This is a genomic window from Pedobacter sp. (genome assembly GCF_040513095.1).
Taxonomy (GTDB): domain Bacteria; phylum Bacteroidota; class Bacteroidia; order Sphingobacteriales; family Sphingobacteriaceae; genus Pedobacter.
Genome location: NZ_JBEVDX010000136.1, coordinates 23781 through 44289, shown reverse-complemented (window position 1 = coordinate 44289; position 20509 = coordinate 23781). Strand labels below are relative to the sequence as shown.

At 44.2% G+C, this 20509-nt stretch carries 13 protein-coding genes and 1 tRNA gene; 11 read left to right on the top strand and 3 right to left on the bottom strand.

All coding sequences use genetic code 11. From position 1 onward, the window contains the following. The first annotated feature begins 22 nt into the window (after positions 1-22). From ABWY16_RS15555 to ABWY16_RS15515, 9 genes are all read left to right on the top strand, one after another. A complete protein-coding gene (locus tag ABWY16_RS15555; protein WP_353905569.1) occupies positions 23-2227 on the top strand; it encodes an alpha-galactosidase in 2205 nt (734 codons plus the stop codon). Between the two features lie 51 nt (positions 2228-2278). Next, positions 2279-4246 carry a glycoside hydrolase family 97 protein gene (locus tag ABWY16_RS15550; RefSeq protein WP_353905568.1) on the top strand — a complete coding sequence of 656 codons (1968 nt, stop codon included), beginning with the start codon at positions 2279-2281 and terminating at the stop codon, positions 4244-4246. A gap of 798 nt (positions 4247-5044) precedes the next feature. Continuing rightward, positions 5045-5485 carry an Hsp20/alpha crystallin family protein gene (locus tag ABWY16_RS15545; RefSeq protein ID WP_353905567.1) on the top strand — a complete coding sequence of 147 codons (441 nt, stop codon included), beginning with the start codon at positions 5045-5047 and terminating at the stop codon, positions 5483-5485. Positions 5486-6559: 1074 nt separating this feature from the next. Further along, positions 6560-9640 (top strand): SusC/RagA family TonB-linked outer membrane protein, encoded by a 3081-nt coding sequence (locus tag ABWY16_RS15540; protein WP_353905566.1) that lies wholly within the window; start codon positions 6560-6562, stop codon positions 9638-9640. Positions 9641-9658: 18 nt separating this feature from the next. Next, a complete protein-coding gene (locus ABWY16_RS15535; protein WP_353905565.1) occupies positions 9659-10996 on the top strand; it encodes a RagB/SusD family nutrient uptake outer membrane protein in 1338 nt (445 codons plus the stop codon). A gap of 47 nt (positions 10997-11043) precedes the next feature. Then, on the top strand, positions 11044-13827 hold the full coding sequence (locus ABWY16_RS15530) for a M14 family zinc carboxypeptidase (protein ID WP_353905564.1): 2784 nt from the start codon (positions 11044-11046) through the stop codon (positions 13825-13827). 95 nt (positions 13828-13922) lie between these two features. After that, positions 13923-13994 (top strand) — tRNA-Cys (locus ABWY16_RS15525). 79 nt (positions 13995-14073) lie between these two features. Continuing rightward, the gene (locus ABWY16_RS15520) at positions 14074-15054 is read left to right on the top strand and encodes an ATP-grasp domain-containing protein (protein ID WP_353905563.1); all 981 of its coding nucleotides are present in this window, start codon (positions 14074-14076) and stop codon (positions 15052-15054) included. After that, entirely contained in the window at positions 15051-16082 is a 1032-nt protein-coding gene (locus ABWY16_RS15515; protein WP_353905562.1) for an LLM class flavin-dependent oxidoreductase, read from the top strand. Before ABWY16_RS15520 ends, ABWY16_RS15515 begins: the two co-directional genes overlap by 4 nt. An 88-nt stretch (positions 16083-16170) precedes the next feature. Here ABWY16_RS15515 and ABWY16_RS15510 read toward each other — a convergent pair whose 3' ends face one another. Next, a complete protein-coding gene (locus ABWY16_RS15510) occupies positions 16171-16773 on the bottom strand; it encodes an FMN-dependent NADH-azoreductase (protein ID WP_353905561.1) in 603 nt (200 codons plus the stop codon). A 123-nt stretch (positions 16774-16896) separates the two neighbouring features. Here ABWY16_RS15510 and ABWY16_RS15505 point away from each other — a divergent pair, with 123 nt between their 5' ends. Beyond that, positions 16897-17253, top strand: a complete 357-nt coding sequence (locus ABWY16_RS15505; RefSeq protein ID WP_353905560.1) for a winged helix-turn-helix transcriptional regulator — start codon at positions 16897-16899, stop codon at positions 17251-17253. A gap of 271 nt (positions 17254-17524) precedes the next feature. Further along, positions 17525-18667 (top strand): hypothetical protein, encoded by a 1143-nt coding sequence (locus ABWY16_RS15500; protein ID WP_353905559.1) that lies wholly within the window; start codon positions 17525-17527, stop codon positions 18665-18667. Positions 18668-18730: 63 nt separating this feature from the next. Here ABWY16_RS15500 and ABWY16_RS15495 read toward each other — a convergent pair whose 3' ends face one another. Both ABWY16_RS15495 and ABWY16_RS15490 read right to left on the bottom strand, forming a co-directional pair. Beyond that, a complete protein-coding gene (locus tag ABWY16_RS15495; RefSeq protein WP_353905558.1) occupies positions 18731-19549 on the bottom strand; it encodes an alpha/beta fold hydrolase in 819 nt (272 codons plus the stop codon). 273 nt (positions 19550-19822) lie between these two features. Continuing rightward, on the bottom strand, positions 19823-20497 hold the full coding sequence (locus ABWY16_RS15490; RefSeq protein ID WP_353905557.1) for a DUF6766 family protein: 675 nt from the start codon (positions 20495-20497) through the stop codon (positions 19823-19825). Positions 20498-20509 lie beyond the last annotated feature (12 nt).

The window sequence follows — 20509 nt, the reverse complement described above, 5'->3', positions numbered from 1 at the left end:
TTCGCTGAGCCAAATATATAAAATGAGAAAATTCCTTATTATTATCATGCTGTTCTTCTGGACATCCAGTTTTGCACAGGTACGGATTGCTAACCTCCCAGTTTGGGATGAAACTGCTGAACTGACTTCTAAACAGGATTGGATGATCATCAAAAATACCAGCCGGGCAGAAGTGTATAGAAGCAGCGATAGCAAGGATATTATAATCAATAATGGATTAGTAAAACGCTCATTCCGCGTACAGCCAAATCTTGCATGTATCGACTTCAGCAATTTAACCACCGGGGAGCAGCTGTTAAGAGCAGTTGGGCCCGAAGCAAAAATATCTATAGACGGCAAAAACTATAACGTTGGAGGCTTATATGGTCAGAAAGAGAAAGCATATCTCAAGCGGGAGTGGATTGATAACTTCAAGGGTGACCTCTCTGATTTTCAATTTGAATCTTATATTACAACAACTATTATACCCTATGTAAAATGGAGACCATCTCATACCAGTCAGGCTGTACGCCAAGTGCAGCCTGCTGGTAAGATGGTTACCTTCATTTTCTCTTCTCAGGTTCCTGAATTGAAAAATGTTAAAGTTGAGGTCCACTATGAACTTTACGACGGAATTCCAGCTTTATGTAAATGGATCAGCATTCTGAATAATAGTAACAGGCAAATTAAATTGAATAAAGTCTCAAATGAAATATTGGCTGTCCATGAAGAGGAATCTTCAGTGGCGGGTTCAACGGCACAAATGAGAACTCCTCATGGTATTTATGTGGAAAGCAATTATGCTTTTAATGATTCGATGAATGCAAGGTTGTCTGATCAGACAACACATTGGAAGGCAGATTCAACATATACTTCACAAGTTAGTTATGAATTAAATACCCCGTGTTTGCTGGAGGTTTATCCCCCGGTAGGCCCCGGGGTACAACTGTCCCCGGGTAAGACTTTCAACTCTATCAGGACCAATGAATTGTTATTGGATAGTTATGACAGGGAGCGAAATGGCATGGCGCAGCGTTTAATGTACCGGACAATTGCGCCCTGGATTACAGAAAACCCAATCTTTATGCACCTGATATCCAATAAACCTGACAAAGTAAAAGTAGCTGTAGATCAGTGTGTGGAAACAGGGTACGAAGGTATTATTCTCAGTTTTGGAAGTGGTATCAATCTCGAAGATACCGCTGAGAAAAACATCAGGGCTATTAAAGAGTTGGTTGATTACGCACATAGCAAGGGCATCTTATTAGGTGGGTATACATTATTCTCAAGCAGAAGAATTAACGACGAAGAAGATGTGATTGATCCGAAGACAGGCAAAGCAGACGTGCATGCTGCCTTTGCAAAGGCACCCTGTTTAGGTAGCAAGTGGGGACTTAATTATATAAAATCACTAAAGGAAGTCATCACCAGGACTGGTCTTGATATATTAGAATATGATGGCCCATATCCGGGGGATGTATGTGCCTCCGTAAAACATCCGGGGCACAAGGGCCTGGATGATTCACAATGGTCGCAAATGGAATTGCAAAAGGAATTTTATCGCTGGTGCAACGAAAAAGGTGTGTACGTTAATGCGCCCGACTGGTATTTTATGGATGGAACCAATAAGATCGCTTTAGGATACCGCGAAGTAAATTTCTCTTTACCCCGCGAGCAACAAATCATACTCAACCGTCAAAATATATATGATGGAACCTGGGAAAAAACGCCCTCTATGAGCTGGGGTTTTGTGCCATTAACCGAATATCATGGTGGTGGGGCAGCGGCAACACTTGAACCCTTATCGGAGCACTTGCATGCCTACAGGCAATTAATGATGCAATATTATGGTGCTGGGATACAAGCATGTTATCGGGGCCCAAGATTATACGATACAGACGAAACGAAGCGTACGGTGAAAGACGTGATCAGCTGGTACAAAAAATACCGGACCGTTTTAAATTCTGAAATTGTGCACCTTCGACGAGCAGATGGGAGAGACTGGGATGGTATCTTGCACGTACATCCTGCAGGGAAGGAAAAAGGATTGGCGATGTTATATAACCCAACCAGTGAGATGATCACCAGAAAGATTGTATTACCGCTGTATTATTCCGGCTTGAAGAAAAATGCATTTATCCGCGAGATGGATGGCAAAGCCAAAAGATACACGCTCGATCCTAATGGCAAAGCAACATTAACAGTAAAAATCCCTGCCAATGGAAATACCTGGTTAGTCATTGAATAGATTGCTTGCTCTGGTTCAATATTAAAACCCACATCTTATAAATCATATCCGATGAAAATCATCACTTTCTTGTTGCTCTTTGTATCCTTACAAACAGCCGGCTTTGCAAAGGAATATACACTACAATCACCCGATAAAAAAATCACGGTAAAAGTTACAGTTGATAAAAAACTTTACTGGTCTGTCCTTAGGGATCGTGAAGTGCTGATCAAACCAAGCCCGATGAGCCTTACGCTGAATAAAGGAGTTACATTAGGCAGCGCGCCAGTAGTATCGAAAACTGTGGTTAGTTCTGTAGGTGAAATGATTACTGCCATCGTGCCTGTTCGCAATAGGTTAATTCCGAATATTTACAACGAATTAAGATTCCTGATGAAAGGTGGTTATTCCATTGAATTCAGGGCATATGACGATGGGGTTGCCTACCGTTTTGTCACGGAATTAGGAAGGGATGAAATAGAGGTTAAGGGAGAAGAAGTCGCCTTCAATTTCAATGAATCTTGTGATATTTACCTTCCTAAAGAAAACAATCCAGAATTACAATCACACTATGAGGCTGATTTCAAGCACATGAAGATTTCGGATATTTCTGCTGAAACTTACGGATACCTCCCTTTATATATTTCAACCGCTGCAGGTACAAAGATGGTCATCACTGAATCCGATTTGCACGATTATCCAAATCTATTTCTTTACGGCACTGGTAGAAATAGTTTAAATGGAGCATTTCCTAAAGTTATACTTGAGTCGAAAGCAAAGGAGAATTCGGACCGTGCAGAAGTAATCATCCACAAGGCAGCGTATCACGCTAAAACAAACGGTAACAGGTCATTTCCCTGGCGAACAGTAATTATAAGTCCTGATGACAAAGGTTTGCTTGAGAATGAACTTGTTTACAAACTGGCTAAACCAAATGTCCTAAAAAATACCACGTGGATTAAGCCTGGTAAAGTAGCCTGGGATTGGTGGAACGACAACAATATTTATGGTGTTAATTTTAAGTCGGGCATTAACACGGAAACTTATAAATACTACGTCGATTTTGCTTCTGAATATGGATTGGAATATATTATTCTGGATGAAGGCTGGTCCCGCACTACTACTGATCTCATGGCGCCTAACCCTGCATTAGACCTCAAAAACCTGATTGATTACGCAATGCGCAAAAATGTTGGTGTTATTTTATGGGCATTGTGGAAGCCGCTGGACCAGAATATGGAGGCTATTCTCGATCAATATGTGAGCTGGGGTGTAAAGGGTGTTAAAGTTGATTTTATGGCACGTGCCGATCAATACATGGTTAACTTTTATGAACGTGCTGCAAAAGCTACTGCTGAAAGGAAATTACTGTTGGATATGCACGGAGCGTACAAACCGGTTGGATTGAACAGAGAATACCCTAACCTGATCAACTATGAGGGGGTGCGTGGAATGGAGAATAACAAGTGGGAAGAATCTATTTCTCCGGTCCATAACACAACACTGCCTTTTACAAGAATGGTTGCGGGACCAATGGACTATACACCCGGGGCAATGCTCAATAGCAATAAGAATGAATTCCATATCAATTTTAATTCACCAATGAGCAGGGGTACCAGGGCACACCAAACTGCTATGTACGTAGTCTATGATAGTCCGCTCCAAATGTTATGTGATAATCCATCCAATTACAAAAGGGAGCCAGTTTATACGCATTATATATCCAGGATTCCAACGGTGTGGGACAAGACAATCGCGCTTGAGGGAAAGATTGGTGCGTATGCAGTGATGGCCAGGAAAAATGGTAATAACTGGTATATCGGCGGAATCACCAACTGGGAGGGGAGAAATTTTCAGATCCCCTTAACATTCCTTGACGGCAAAAAGTACAAAGCAGAGATATTAAAAGATGGAATCAATGTGGAAAAGCATGCTGCAGACTACCAGTTGCAAAATATAGATCTGAAATCAGGTGATATACTTTCCCTGGATATGGCTGCCGGTGGGGGATATACAGCTATCTTATCACCGGTAAAATAAAAATACAACCGGAGGCCTGATTGTCACCGGTTAGTATTTAACTCAATAGCTAAGATTAATTTTTTAACAGCACCACGGGTGAATTGGCGTCCGAAGGTTGTGACGTTCCTAGTGCCAGTGCATTCGCAATTTGCGTTTTGAGCTTATTCGAGAATTCAAATGGTTGGTCTTCGTAACCGTCAGCATATATTGCACATAAGTTTCGGCCATTTGAACACCATGGTTTCGTATGCACCAGTTGATAATTTTCCGGATTAAATGGATGGCCATAGAGATAGACATACCAATGTTTGTATCTTGATTTATCCCCCATAACAATTTTGTTTTTTTACTAAAAAATTCTAAAACTTGAGGTGTTTGCCTACTCTTACCAGGGTTTTCAGCTTCCCCCTATTTGATTTAAAAATAGAAAAAATAGCATAGGCTGAATTGGACAGGTGACACCAAATACTTTGTTTGATCATTCCTAAACCATGTGTGTATACGCAACCAGGTTTGTGACGTAGCCACATCACCTGATTGAAAAGTATTTGCACTTCAAGCTTGATATCACGGGGATTGATTAGTTATGTTTAACTCTAATTTAAGATCTTATTATGCCTGGATTGCCGGCTTTAAGCTGTGCTTGTCTGTAGTAAAGGCAGTTAATTCTGTCAATATTTCATTTTCTAACTGAAAAAATTTCATCTTTTATATGGGTTCTGTATAGTAATCACTTTGGCATTTTCATTGTACACACTTAACCAGATTTGAAAGGTTATCATTAATTTATAATTCAACTTAAAAGGAGGATTTAATATGTCACTGATTAAATTTAACAATCCAAAAAACGGCCACACATTGGCACCAATGTTTAACGATCTGTTTGAATCGTTTCTGAGCGAGTCCCCATTTTCTGACCGCATGATAGCACGTGTACCAGCTGTAAACATCAGCGAGAATGAAAATGCCTATTCCATTGAGCTGGCAGCGCCAGGATTAAACAAAGAAAACTTTAAAATTCAGCTGGATAAGAATTTACTGACAATCTCTGTTGAGCAAAAATCAGAGAGCAATCAGGAAAGTAAACAATACAATAAAAGAGAATTCAGTTACTCTTCGTTTGTAAGATCCTTTGCTTTGCCAGAATCCGCAGATGATTCTAACATCGATGCAGAGTATACTGACGGAATCTTAAAGATCGCAGTACAGAAAAAAGAAGAGGCAAAATCGATTGCCCGTCAAATTGAAATTAGGTAACGTAAATAGTAAAATGAATCTGTAATACTTTCAAATCGTATATTAACAGTCCATGTCATCTGATGGCATGGACTTTTTTTTGCGCCAGCATTTGAGGCGATCTAATGTTGTTCGTGTATCGTTCGTATATTGCTTTGTATTGACGGCTTGTTGGAGGCGTATTGAAGGCGTATTGGAACCATGTTGGCGGCATCTTGGTAGCAAAAAAAGTGCTCCCAACCCCCTCTCATCATGCTAAGAAAATGGGCATAATATACTGGCAATCCAAAGCAGTGTACGAACAGTGCATAAGCGATGAAGGATAAATAAATATCAATCATCAGGGGCGGGACATTGAAAATACTTCGAAAAAGCTGTTTCAGCAGCATTCTGCGGCCATATTGCAGGGGGCTTGTCCGGGGTCTGCCCGTACTTTGCCTTGGGTAACTCCACAGAAGCTGTACAATAACTGTTTTATGACACCGCTAAAAACTCTAGGGTTTTCAAGGGAGTTAAAGCTTTATTAAAGTGCTGCTTCTGTGGAGTTACCCAAAGCAAACCCCCTGCGAACTACGCGCGAAAGAGGTAAAAGCTCGGGTCAAACCGCGATTGATATGGAATCGCTAACCTTTGCACAATATTTTTTTATAAGAAATATCAGAATAAAATATAACCCTCACCATCTTAAGGCATACCGTATACGATAATTATTGCCTGCCTTTAAAAATTATATTCTGTATATGCCCGGCTATCAAATAAAAAGACTAAAATTAAAATTGCAGATATAAAAGCAATGTCTTAAATTAGTACTACTAAATCAGTAGACATTATATTTGTTACAATCATGAAACACGCTTTACTCTTCAGGACATCTACAGAGAATCATGGAAATCTTTCCCAAAATGTAAACAACGAGCTACGCTCAAGTAACCTGATGCTGCCAGTATCTTGCCTCATGTGTAATAGCATGGGCTGTTAAATTCCTCGATAATCCGTTCTGGATTGTAAAATTCAATACCAACTCTAACATTTCCTGACAGCCTGAAAAGAGGCTGATGGAACTGCTTTGCTCAAAATTTCCTAAACAACAAAAAAATGAATCAACTTTACAAAAAGGGGTTTCTCCTGTTTTTGTGCGCTTTATGGTCTGCCACAACCATCGCACAAGTGAAACCCACAATCAAATCAACCCTGAACGGTACCGTGCAGGATCAGACCAATAATCAGCCATTGCCCGGAGCGGTAGTCAGGATTAAAGGCACAACCCACACAGTGTCAACCGACTCAGAAGGTAAGTTCAGCTTCGTAACCGGTCAGAGTTTCCCCTATACATTGATAGTCAGCTTTATCGGATACGATCAAAAAGAGCTTACAGTAAGCGGAAGTCCGGTAACTATCAGATTGCAGGAAACCCAGAACCAGCTAAACGACGTAGTCGTAACCGGTTACAGCACGCAGGAAAGAAAGTATATCGCTGGTTCCATCAGCAGTATCAGCGGGACGGCAGTGCAAAATCAGCCCTCTGGAGGCTTCAACCAGTTGCTGCAGGGAAAAACTACTGGGGTGCAGGTAACCTCAAATTCCGGAGTTCCGGGAGGAGGGATTACCTTCCGCGTAAGGGGTAACAACTCGATCAACGCTTCAGTAGATCCCCTGTACATCATTGACGGGGTGTTTGTGAACAACAGTGATCCCATTCCAACTTCTGCAGCAGCGCTCGGCCAGCAGGCGATATCCAATCCGCTGGCAGATCTGAACCCGGCGGACATAGAAGATATCCAGATCCTGAAAGATGCCAACGCAACGGCCATCTATGGATCGCTGGGCGCAAACGGGGTAATCATCGTAACAACAAAACGCGGTACACGCAATACCAAAGCAAACATCAGCCTGAGTACATTCCAGGGATGGTCTACCGCAGTGGATAAATTCAAAGTAGCCTCCGGACCTGAAGTTGCGCTCCTGACCAATGAATCAAGGATCAACACGGCCAGAGACAATGGACAGAATCCCTCAACAGTAGTTTTGCCATTCCCGGATCCGGCAAGTCAGCCCACGTATGACCGCATCAGCGGACTGTTCCGTACAGCAAGAACCAAAAATTACGAACTCTCTACACAGGGCGGTACAGATAAAAGCACGTACTACATCAGTTTAGGTTATCTGGATCAGGAATCAATAGTAAAACCTTCAAATTATACAAGATACTCAGGAAGGTTAAACTATGATAACTATCTGACGGATAAACTAAAGATAGGAACAAGTATCAATTTTACCCGTTCTGATAGAAAACTGAGCGGCAGTGATAACAACCCGACAGGGGTAATCAACTCGGCACTGTTTCCACGCTCTTATCTGCCGATCTATAATGCAGATGGTACTTATGCCCGTTACGGAAGTTTCGATAACCACCTGGCACTGATAGAAAACCTTGATAACAAGTCGACCGGCTGGAGGACGATAGGAAACATCTTCGGAGAGTACAACATTATCCCAGGATTAAAACTGCGCAGCAGCTGGAGCATAGATAACACAAGCGAATACGATAACAGCTATTCCAATACCTTAATCAGTGCAGGGATCGCAACCAATGGTGCTGCATCCTCATCTGAAACTAAGTACCAGGTGTTAACCAATGAACAAGTGCTGAGTTTTGTGAAAACCTTAGGTGCAAATAAAAAACACAACATCAATGCACTCATGGGAAACACAATCAATACAGTGCTCAACCAAAGTACTACGGCCTCGGGAACGGGCTTCGCAGCAAACAGCCTGAAATCTGTTTCGGTTGCAGCTACCCGGTCAGGGACTGCGTCAAGAAACGAAACAAAACTGCTGTCTTTCTTCAGTAAAGCGAGTTATACGTATGACGGAAAATATACGATTGACGGAAGTATCCGTGCGGATGGCTCTTCGAAATTTGGTACCAACAAACGCTGGGGTTACTTCCCATCGGGAGGGGTAGCATGGCGACTGAGCCAGGAGGATTTCATCAAGAACCTGAATGTCTTTAATGAACTGAAAGTCCGTGCAAGTTTAGGGCTTTCGGGTAACCAGAACGGAATCGGCGCTTATGCCGCTCAGGGCTTGTGGTCATCCGGCGCGAATTACCTGGAACAGCCGGGTACAGCTCCAACACAGCTGATCAATCCGGACCTTACATGGGAGACTACCCGTCAGTTTAACGTGGGTTCAGACTTCAGTATCCTGAAGAACCGCCTGAGTATTACAGCCGATTATTACAACAAATACACCTATGACCTGCTGTTGAATGTGCCAGTTCCTTACCGCTCTGGTTTCGCTTCGTACCTCCAGAATTATGGTGCAGTGAGGAACAAAGGTTACGAACTCGGTATCAACTCTACGAATATCGAAACCGACGCATTTCAGTGGACAACAAACTTCAATATCTCCTTCAATAAGAACAAGATTGAGAAGCTGGCCTCTGATATAAGTTTAGGTGCTTCGGGAAGAAATATCTCGATCTTAAGACAGGGATATGCAGTAAACTCATTCCAGTTATACAAACAATTGTACGTAGATCAACAGACTGGAAACGCAGTTTATGACGATGTAAACAAAGATGGAATTATCACTTCTGCCGACCGCCAGATAGTAGGGAATGCACTGCCGAAATACACAGGCGGACTGACAAATAACTTCACGTACAAAGGTTTTGACTTCAGCTTTTTCTTCTACTTCCAGCAGGGAAACAAAATCATGAACATGAACGACTTCTTTATGGTACATGGCGGAACGCAGGCTAATATTGGCTTCCTGCCGCGTCAGCTGGAAAGATGGCAGAACCCGGGTGATGTTACAGATATCCCGCGTTTGACAACTTATAGCGGCAACCCAACCCAAAACGGTGGTGCAGCAAATAACTACGGGGGTAATGTAGCAAGTCTTTCTTCGCGTTACCTGGAAGACGGATCATTCATCAGATTGAAAGCGCTGACCCTGGGCTATGCGCTTCCAAAAGATGTACTGAGCAGGATTGGTGTGAGTAAACTAAGAATTTATGTGCAGGGAACCAACCTGCTGACCTTCACCAAATACGGAGGTCTTGACCCCGAAGTAAGTTCGCAGTCGAACAACCAGAACACAGTGGGGTACGACTGGGCAACAGTGCCACAGCCAAAGACAATCCAGATCGGCGCAAACGTAACATTTTAAAAAATAACAACTAAACATATGAACACAACATATATCCGAAACGCAGTGCTGATAGCCTTTATCCTGGTCTCGGCCTCCTGCAAGAAATACCTTGACGAAGTGCCGGATAATTCACTTCCAACTGAAAGCGCTATCATTGACGCGAGTACCGCAAGGGCAGCGATAACCGGTGCTTACGACCGGGTACAAGGCTATTATGCTTCGAATTACCCTACACTGGGAACAATCACTACAGATAATGTGATCTTTAACGGAACGCTGAGTGAATACCTGCAGCTCGATCAGAATGCGATCCCTACTGATAACGTGATCACGGTTGCAGCTTATCAGAACATCTATAGAACTATCAATTCTGCGAATAGCGTGCTCGCTGCTGTGCCGGGGCTGAATGATCCTTTGCTGACCACCGCAGAGCGAAACAAGATCCTGGGTGAAGCGTATTTCATCCGTGCACTCTCGTACTTTGACCTTGGAAGAGGATGGGGAGGAGTACAGCTTCAGCTGAAGCCAACAAGTGATCTGAGTGTATTGAAAGGTATCAAGCGCAGTACACTTGATCAGACTTATGATCAGGTGCTGGCAGATCTGGTGCAGGCTGAGCAACTCCTGCCAGAAGATGCCACAGTAAGAAACCGTGCACAGAAAAGTGCGGCAAGAGCATTGCGCGCAAGGTTGCACCTGTACAGAAAACAATGGGCAGATGCAGAGACATATGCTACTCAGGTGATCAGCAATACAAAATACACGCTGGTTAAACCTTACAAATCGTTTTTCACTGCGCCTTTCCAAACGAGTGAAGCTGTATTGGAACTGGCTTATTCCGCAAACGACAGAAATACGTACTGGAACTTATGGTATCCGAGTTCGGCAGGGGGTCAGTACACCTTGAAACCTTCGGATGCGCTGGTAGCAAAGCTGAACAATCCTGCAATTGGGGGAACGAGAAATACTCTGATTGCCGGCACCGGAACGACTGTATATGGTGTGCTTTACAATTCTACTGCTACCGCTATTGATCCATCTTACCTTATACGCATTGCGGAATTATACCTGATCCGCGCAGAGGCAAGGGCACAGCAAAACAAACTGTCTGAAGCGGCGGCTGATCTGAATGCGGTAAGAGCAAGAGCTGATGTGCCTGCAACAACGGCAACTACTCAGGCCGGACTTTTACAGGCGATAGAGGATGAAAACGGAATTGAGTTTGCCTTTGAGGCACACCGCTGGTTTGATCTGGTGAGAACAGAAAGGGCAGGTGCTGTACTGGGTGTAACCAACAGGAACTACTGGCTGTTCCCGATCCCATATTCTGATATCCAATCAGATCCGGACGTAGTGCAGAACCCGGGATATTAAATTGTTCCAATCACATCAAGAGTAAATAGATAATAACTGAAAATAGAATGAAAAAATTCGTCAGCATAACAAAGATTCTCATTGCATTTAGCTTCATCTGGATTAGCCAGGCATCAGCGCAGAATGGCTATTTCTTTCCGAAAGCGACTTCGCTGGATGCAAAAATTCCTACGCCAGAACAATTTCTGGGTTATCCCATCGGAACATACTACACAAGGATAGACCAGGTGGCTGCCTATTTCCGTCAGCTGGAAAAGGTATCTGACCGTGTACACGTGCAAAACATAGGCAAAACCTATGAGCAGCGTGAGCAGATTATTGTAACGATCACGGCACCCTCAAATTACGCAAAACTGGAACAGATCAGACAGGAACACTTAACACAGGTTGATCCTGCGAAACCGGTACTGAGCCCGGCTGCGCCAGTCATTATCCACTTGGGTTATGGAGTGCACGGGAACGAAACCTCAAGCACTGAAACAAGTTTACTGACAGGCTATTATCTGGCGGCAAGCAATGATGCAGAAACCCAAAAATGGCTGTCAGAGTCGGTCATCTTCATCGATCCCGCGCTGAATCCTGATGGCAGGGACAGGGCAGCGAACTGGCATAATGCTTATCACTCTTTTCCTGCGGTAGGTGATCCGGTGGATAAGGAACACCAGGAAGGCTGGCCAAACGGCAGGACTAACCATTATTTCACAGACCTGAACCGCGACTGGCTAAATCTGGTACAGGTGGAAAGCCGTAACCGCCTTGCGTTCTTCCACCAGTGGTACCCGAATGTGCAGATCGATTTTCATGAGCAGGGCGCAAACGCCACCTACTATTTCGAACCAACGCCGAAAAGCCACGAAAGCCCGATTATCCCGCAGTTTTTGTATGATTTCCAGGTCATCCTCGCCAAGTATCATGCGAAGGCCTTAGATGACATCGGATCGCTCTATTTTACTAAGGAGAACTATGACAACCTTTCGCCGATTTATGGATCAACTTACCCAAAATTCTTTGGTTCAGTAGCAGCGACATTTGAACAGGCAAGTTCACGCGGTATTTTGCAGGAATCCACTAACGGTCCTTTAACGTTTGCCTTTACAATCCGAAACCACCTCGCAACCAGCTTCTCGACAATCAGGGGTGCCGTGGAAGAAAAATCTGGTCTGTTCAAAGTACAAAAGGATTTTTTTAAATATGCGCTTCAGCAGGGCCAAAAGAATCCTGCAAAGGGATTTGTATTTGGGGACAGCAACGATATCAACCTGACGCAGAAGTTCCTTGGTTTGCTGTTGCAGCATCACGTAGAGGTTTATGAGGTTCAGGATAAGCTGAGTCAGGAAGGAAAGACTTTTGAAAAAGGTAAATCTTATATCGTGCCTTCGGCACAGCCGAACTTCCTGATCGTTCATTCGATCTTCGAAGAGAACGCGCTTAAAGACAGCATCTTTTACGATAATACAGGCTGGAGCATCGTTCACGCCTACGGATTGAAATATGCGAAACTGAACGGTTCTTTCTCAAAAGGCGCGGTTGTAAAAAATGTGCCTGCTGAAACCGGGAGTTTAACCGGGGACAAATCGGCCTATGCCTATCTGATCAATTCTTCGGATTATAACTTTACGAAAGCGCTTTATCAGTTGCAACTGAAGAAAGTCTTTGTGAAAACTGCATTTAAGTCTTTTGTCTCCAATGTTGGCCCGTCTGCTGCGGGATCACCGAACAGTAGCCCGGGTAAGGGTAGTGCTTCTAAAAAAGCGTTCCTCCCAGGATCACTGGTAATCCCGGTGGCGGGTCAAACCATTTCAGCGGATTCACTTTATGCAGCATTGAAAAGTGTTGCAGTTTCGGCAAACGTGGAGATCGTTCCTGTTTCCACCGGCTTCAGTGCCGAAGGGATAGACCTCGGTAGTAACAACATCAAAGGCCTGCGCAAGCCGGAAGTAGTCCTTGCATTTGGGCAGGGAGTAACTGCCTCTGAGGCCGGTCAGGTTTGGTTCCTGCTGAACCAGCAATTGAACCTACCCGTTACTAAACTGGATTTACAGAGTTTCGCCAGGGCGCCGCTGAACCGGTATAATGTGCTGGTACTTCCCGGAGGAATTTACACCGATTGGGATAAAGCCACAGTAGAAAAGATCAAAAACTGGGTAAGCGATGGAGGAACGCTGATCACCTTCCAGACGGCAACAGCCTGGGCTGTGAAACAGGGCATCGTGCAGGAAAAGCTTTCAGAAACGGATAATTTCTCCAGAAGAGGAGATACTCCGGCAGCGACATCAGCTCCGGCATCATCATCACCATCAGGTTCTTCAGGAGCAGGTTCTTCCGGTTCGGACACCAATAGTTCAGCCGCAACAGCAGCCAGCAGTTCCAAAACCGCTGATAAAGCGAAAGCCACAGACCCTGCAGGCAGGTCTGGCAAACCCGCAACCGAAAGGCTTGATTATGCGAGACAGGAAGATGTCGAGGGTTCGAAAAGGATCAACGGGGCGATTTTCCTGGCCGACCTGGACATTACCCATCCGATTGCTTTTGGCGTAACATCGCGGAAGCTGTTCATCAACAAAAATGGCCCCACCTTATTGCTGCCAAGTGCAAATAAGTACGCTACAGTAGCGCAGTATGGTGCAAAACCTTTTGTGAATGGTTATTCCTCTAAAAACAATATTGGCAAAGTAGCGAATTCTGCAGCGATCATTGCAACAGCAAGCGGTAGCGGAGAAGTGATTCTTTTTGCAGACGATCCTACATACAGGGGATACTGGTTAGGTACCAGTCGTTTGTTCCTGAACGCGATATTTTTTGGGAATCTTTTAAATGTTGGATACAGATAAAACTTCTAAGCATTTGGCGGATCTATTTTCATCAATTGCTATTTACAAAATAATCTATGCAGGGGGTCATGTAGCTACCCTCTGCATTTAGATCAGGCGGAGTGGCTGAGTGGTCAGGCGGGGGTCTGCAAAACCTTTTACGGCGGTTCGATTCCGCCCTCACGCCTCTGAAATATTTCGAATATTATTCCTCTTTTAAATTATAGTATATTAAATTAGTATAGTAATTATTTATCAAAAAAAAACATGAGCGCAATATCCATATCTTACGAACAGCCAGACTGGTTCAAACCATTATTCGCGGAGCTGGAAAAAAGGGGAATACCTTTCCAGACTACCAATCCTACAGCACATTATTTTGCTATCGATGGTGCAAAACCGTCATTCGATCTTTTCTTTAACAGGATGAGCCCATCTGCCTATCTGAGAGCGGGTATACAGGGAACATTCTACACCCTGAACTACCTGAAATTCCTGGAAGAACATGGTATCCGCGTGATCAACGGTTACAAAGCATTTACCTACGAAACATCGAAGGCCCTGCAACTACTATTACTTGAAAAACTAGGTATCCGTTATCCAAAATCATGTGTTGTAAACCATGTCTCCCAGATTGAAAAGGCAGCTGAAGGACTGCGTTTCCCGATCGTAATTAAGGCCAATATTGGCGGCAGTGGCGCGGGTATTGAAAAGTTCGATGACATAGATGGCCTGCGGGAATCGATAGCCAATAATACCATTGATTTCGGGATTGACCACACCGCATTGGTGCAGGAATTTATTCCGGCCAGGGGCGGATACATTACCCGGGTAGAAACGCTGGGCGGAAAATATCTGTATGCCATCAGGGTATATACCAATGGGGACAGCTTCAATTTGTGCCCTGCGGATATCTGCCAGACTACCGGCGGTCAGGAACTGGTACGTAATGCCTGCGCGGCAGATGCCCCAAAAAACGGACTCAGGGTTGAGGCTTTCACGCCTTCGGCAGAAATCATTGCCAACATTGAGAAAATCGTGCAGGAAAGCGGTATTGATGTAGGTGGTATCGAATATATCATTGACGACAGGGATGGCGAAGTCCTGTATTACGACGTAAATGCGTTATCAAACTTCGTAGCCGATGCAGTCAATGTGATCGGCTTTAATCCACATGAAAGGCTGGTTGATTTCCTGGAAGAGGAACTGGAAAAAGCTGACGGCATTAAAACAAGCTATTCGATATGAGATACGGCTATTGGTTACCTGTTTTCGGAGGCTGGCTCCGGAACGTGGAAGATGAAAATATGCAGCCCAGCTGGGAGTATGTAAAGCGGCTGGCTATCCGCAGTGAAGAGATTGGTTTTGATCTCGCGCTGATTGCAGAACTGAACCTGAACGACATCAAAGGAGAACATGCGCCGTCGCTTGATGCCTGGTCTACCGCTGCGGCGTTGGCTGCCGTAACTACCAGGCAGGAGCTCATGGTGGCAGTAAGACCAACATTTCACAATCCGGCTTTGCTGGCAAAACAGGCAGCAAATATTGACCACATCAGTGGCGGAAGGCTATCGCTGAACCTGGTGTCATCCTGGTGGAAGGACGAAGCAGAGAAGTATGGAGTGAACTTTGAACAACACGATGACCGCTATGCGCGCTCGGCCGAGTGGCTGGAAGTGTTGGACAACGTCTGGAAAAAGGACAACTTCAGCTTCGACGGCAAGTATTACACAGTGAAAGACAATATCCTGCAGCCTAAGCCCATTTCTTCGCCACGCCCGCCGATTTATGCCGGCGGGGAATCGGATGCCGCAAAAGACCTGATTTCATCAACCTGTGATGGTTATGTGATGCATGGAGATTCACCGGAGCTGATTGCCAGAAGGATCAATGATCTATCAGAGCGAAGGGACAAAAAAGGATTACCGCCAATGCAGTTTGGTGTTGCTGCTTACAGTATCATCCGGAACAGCGAAGCGGAAGTGAAAAAAGAACTGGAAAGGATTACAAATGTGCAGGAGGGAAGCTCAGGTTACAAGAACTACCAGCAATGGATATCGGGAACGCAGCTGGAACAGCAGGTATCGCTTTATGATTACTCGGTTTCTAACCGGGGCCTTAGAAGCGGCCTCGTCGGAACGCCCGCTCAGGTGCAGGATCAGATTGGCGCTTTTGAGAAGGTTGGTGTCAATTTCTTTTTGCTGCAATGCAGTCCTCAGCTGGAAGAGATGGAGCGCTTCGCTGACACGATTATTCAGACACACAGCGTTGTTTAATAATAAAACAGGCTGTCGCTGCTGTGCATCAAATTTTGATACTCAACAAACGACAGCCTGCACCAGCTAATTTTTGACTGAGCTTTACTTAGTCGATCACAATACTGTTTAAACCTTTTTCCATTGCCTCTTCGGCCATGCCGGCCATATTCGTTCCTTCAACTCTCACAACACTGATGTCTGTCAGGCCAAGGAATCCCAATACCGCTTTCAGATAAGGCACAACGAAGTCGAAAGCTTCCATTGGACCTTCACTGTAAATGCCACCAGAAGACATTGCGATATATACTTTTTTGTTTTTGATCAGTCCCTCTGGTCCGTTCTCATCATATTTGAAGGTAATGCCGGCTCTTGCGATATGATCAATCCAGGCTTTTAGCGCAGAGTGAATACTGAAATTGTAAAGCGGCGCACCGATCACAATGATATCAGCATCGAAAATTTCTGACAGCGCTTCGTTCGAATGTTTGATCGCTGCGGTGTTTTCAGGACTGTGGTTTTCCTTCGGCGTAAAGAAAGATTGCAGATGCGACTCCTCCAGATGGGGGAAATGCTGGGTCACCAGATTTCTTTCTATAACTGTACTGCCTGGATAAGTTTCTTTGATCTGGTCTATAATTGCATTACCAAGTTTAATGCTTACTGAGGATTCACCTCTCGGGCTGGAGATGATGTGAAGTATCTTTTTCATATGATTTTTTTGTCTTTGAAACATTTTGTTGAAGCAATAATACATATATTTGGTAATGAATTGTTAGTACTATACAAAAGGTTAGTAGTAACCTTTTGTATAGTATATGTAAATCAACTAGTTATGGCAAGTACTGTTGTAAGAGATAAAGAAGCCTGCACAGGTGCATTGGGAAATATAGGAGATGCGCTGTATGTGATAGGGGGAAAATGGAAGCTGCGTCTAATCATGTCGATGCGCGAGGGCAACCACCGGTTCAACGAAATACAGCGCGCGGTAGAAGGTATCTCTGCCCGGGTGTTATCCAATGAACTGAAAGAACTGGAGTTGAACGGCTTTGTCAGAAGGACTGTTCATACCGATACACCAGTAGTAGTAGAGTACAATATCACAGAATACGCGGATACCCTGGACGAAGTACTCGATGCACTGGCGAGTTGGGGAGCCATGCACCGCGATAAACTGCGTTCTGAACGATAAAATTTAGTCTACTGCCTTAGTAGATTTAATATTAATTTTCTATGTTTGTAGGATCACATGAATACTACAGCAATCATAGGAACCCAGCCCATTTTTGGGATCAGATACTATCTGACGAACTGCTGTACAGCAAAGGTGATGCGTTATTGTTGTTGCCGGTAAATCTGGTCTCAATAGAGCATTACAGACAGTTCATATGAACTGCCGGATCAAATAAGGACGATCTGTCCTCAACTATCAGCTGATTTCCCGAATACTTTAAAATTACCGCATGGCCTCCCGCGTAGTGCTGTTACTTAAAACAGCAGTTTTTACCCTGATCTTTTTGTTTAGCAGTAATTCGTTTGCCCAGATAACTGCGCATAACAGCTATCTTACAGCGCTGTCTCCTGATGCTCATGACAGATCGCGCTTAGCTTACAATGCAATCCCCGCATCGAAAATCTCTGCAGATTCTGCCGCAGCGCTTAACATTTCCAGGGAACACAGCAGACTTGTGAATTATTTGAAAGCGCTTGGAATACCTGATGAAGAACGCAGGCCGAACAAAAAGTTCTATTATCATATGGCCAATGTTTTCGCGCGCTTGAGGTTATATCCACTTGCAATGAAATGTTTTTTCAAAGCTGCGGGGTCTGATGACCGCAGGATGGACAGTCTTTATTTGTCCGCCAGGAAGTCAGGGCTTGGGAAGACAGATGACAAGGCCTCATCAGACTATGCTGCATTGGAGCTGAGCAGTAAAGACGATTCTGTAGTGAGTTCCAAAGCTATTGTTCTAAAAGCTGAGTCGGGCAAAAAACGGCAGATCAAAAAAAGCAAACGTACCAGTTTTCCGCAGATCTTAAACAATTTCAATGATGGAAAAGAAGCTGTAGCTTATGCCTTGCTATTTCATGTTAAACAGCCTGCACCGGGCAAAAGGAAGATATTTGTCGGGGTAAATACCGGACATACTTTCATCACTCTAATCAAGTACAATGCTGATTCTACATATGCTTCGGCCTCTTTTGGATTTTATCCTGATAAGGATCAGATGCTTTCCGCCACGCCTTTCGCGCCTACTACTTCGGCAACCTTCAAGGACGATGCGGCACACCTCTGGGACGAGGTGCTGGGTAAGTTTATTTCCAGGCGAAATTTCATAAAAATACTGGACCTGACCCAGAAATTTGAGGGAATGACTTACAATTTGAATAAGCAGAACTGTACTGATTTTGGTCTGAAAGCAGCAGGCCTGGCAGGAATTCATATTACTGATACTTTTGGAAAATGGCCTCTGGGCAAAGGCAATAATCCTGCAGTAACGGGACAGAGTATCCTTATGCGAAGGATCAGCACAGAAAGCACCCTGAACGATGGAGAATTTTTTATGGATGAAACCGTAACAGGTGTGGAGGGATTGAAGCTGTAAAAAAAATCAGCCGCTCCCGAATAATGGAAGCAGCTGATTCAATAGGTAACAAACAGTTAAAATTTATGATTCGATGAAGGCCAGCAGATCAGCATTGATCGTTGCAGCTTCAGTAGTTGGCATTCCATGCGGGAAACCCGGATATGAAATCAGTTTACCGTTTTTCAAATGCGTAATAGTTTTCGCTCCTGAGATCGGGAAAGGAACCACCTGATCATCTTCGCCATGTAATACAAGTACCGGGATATCTACGCTTTCCAGATCTTGGATAAAGTTTGTTTCTGAAAAGGCTTTGATGCCGTCATAATGAGCTTTTACGCCACCCATCATGCCCTGACGCCACCAGTTATCCCTGACACCTTGTTTGATTGTCGCGCCTTCGCGGTTATATCCGTAAAATACCATCGTGAAGTCGGCAAAGAACTGAGTTCTGTTGTTTGCTGTATTTTCGCGGATGCCGTCTAAAACTTCCATAGGAACACCATCAGGGTTGGATTCACTTTGTGCCATGATTGGAGGTACAGCGCTGATCAGAACAGCTTTTGCCACGCGGTCTTTGCCATATTTTGCAGCGTAACGAATAACTTCGCCACCGCCTGTAGAGTGACCGATGTGAATCGCATCTCTTAAGTCAAGCGCTTCAGTCAGTTCAGCAACATCAGCTGCGTAAGTATCCATATCATGACCTGTAGCACCCTGGCTCGATCTGCCGTGACCTCTGCGGTCATGAGCAATAACCCTGTATCCTTTTTCCAGGAAGAACATCATTTGTGCATCCCAGTCGTCGCCCGATAGTGGCCAGCCGTGGTGAAATACGATAGGTTGTCCTGTTCCCCAGTCTTTGTAATAAATTTCGGTACCGTCTTTTACTGTAATTTTCATGTTTTGCGATTTATATAGTTATGATCTGAAAGATGAATTCATGATTAAACACACTACGGGGGTAGCGATTAATATGCCATATTACTAAAACCTTACATGACAGTAATTTAATCATAATATCTCACTTTCAGACTCACGATATATCGTTTATTTACGACAATCGCTTCAATGCAAATAATACAGTAACTGGCGCTAAACAGGAAACTTTCACAGACTAAGCTATTGTTTGGAAACGCTGAATTACGTTAACCAGCAAAAAGAAGGTTATAAACCTTATTTGCCGGTCTCCATATCAAGCGCATCCACGGGTTTAGATTCAGGAGAGCCCTTCTGACGGAGAAAAATCGTAAAGAAAACAATAGAGGCTACAGAAAGAAACTCGCTCTGCCAGTTTTGAAAAGTTTCGAACCAGAACTCAGCCTGTCCCAGATATTCGGCTACTGTATCCGTTGGTAAGTGTTTGGCCAGCTGTTCCACATTGTGGTTTTGCCAGCTTCCGTAAAGGTGTAGTCCCCAGCTCGCGAAAAACAGGATACCGAAACAGATGGAAAGCGAGTTACTGTATAAGCTGAGTATGAATCCGCCTTTGCGTACGGGCCATGGGGCATCGGCCGAAGGAACAGGTTCCCGGTCAACTTCTTCAGCTTCATCCAGTTTCTTGGATTCTGCCGATCCGATCTGGCGAAGGGAAATGGTCAGCAGCACATAAAGTGACATCTGGAGGAACTCACTTTCAAAGTTCTCAAATGTTGCAGAAATGAAGTGACCGCTGCAAAGATAAGTTCCCAGTCCAATCTCCTGGGCATGATCATCTTTCAGGTCCTGATTATGGGTTTTCCAGCCGGTGAGCGCCTGCGCAAGCAGTGTAATTATAAAAAGGAGGAGGAACACGATCGTAAGCCCGTTTCTGTAGAAGAAGGACCGTTTACGTAACTGAGGTTTATTCATTGATGTATTTGT

Excerpts from the sequence above, each read along its gene's own strand:
- ABWY16_RS15555 (WP_353905569.1), top strand. The coding sequence starts at position 23 with ATGAGAAAATTCCTTATTATTATCATGCTGTTCTTCTGGACATCCAGT.
- ABWY16_RS15550 (WP_353905568.1), top strand. The coding sequence starts at position 2,279 with ATGAAAATCATCACTTTCTTGTTGCTCTTTGTATCCTTACAAACAGCC.
- ABWY16_RS15545 (WP_353905567.1), top strand. The coding sequence starts at position 5,045 with ATGTCACTGATTAAATTTAACAATCCAAAAAACGGCCACACATTGGCA.
- ABWY16_RS15540 (WP_353905566.1), top strand. The coding sequence starts at position 6,560 with ATGAATCAACTTTACAAAAAGGGGTTTCTCCTGTTTTTGTGCGCTTTA.
- ABWY16_RS15535 (WP_353905565.1), top strand. The coding sequence starts at position 9,659 with ATGAACACAACATATATCCGAAACGCAGTGCTGATAGCCTTTATCCTG.
- ABWY16_RS15530 (WP_353905564.1), top strand. The coding sequence starts at position 11,044 with ATGAAAAAATTCGTCAGCATAACAAAGATTCTCATTGCATTTAGCTTC.
- ABWY16_RS15520 (WP_353905563.1), top strand. The coding sequence starts at position 14,074 with ATGAGCGCAATATCCATATCTTACGAACAGCCAGACTGGTTCAAACCA.
- ABWY16_RS15515 (WP_353905562.1), top strand. The coding sequence starts at position 15,051 with ATGAGATACGGCTATTGGTTACCTGTTTTCGGAGGCTGGCTCCGGAAC.
- ABWY16_RS15510 (WP_353905561.1), bottom strand. The coding sequence starts at position 16,773 with ATGAAAAAGATACTTCACATCATCTCCAGCCCGAGAGGTGAATCCTCA.
- ABWY16_RS15505 (WP_353905560.1), top strand. The coding sequence starts at position 16,897 with ATGGCAAGTACTGTTGTAAGAGATAAAGAAGCCTGCACAGGTGCATTG.
- ABWY16_RS15500 (WP_353905559.1), top strand. The coding sequence starts at position 17,525 with ATGGCCTCCCGCGTAGTGCTGTTACTTAAAACAGCAGTTTTTACCCTG.
- ABWY16_RS15495 (WP_353905558.1), bottom strand. The coding sequence starts at position 19,549 with ATGAAAATTACAGTAAAAGACGGTACCGAAATTTATTACAAAGACTGG.
- ABWY16_RS15490 (WP_353905557.1), bottom strand. The coding sequence starts at position 20,497 with ATGAATAAACCTCAGTTACGTAAACGGTCCTTCTTCTACAGAAACGGG.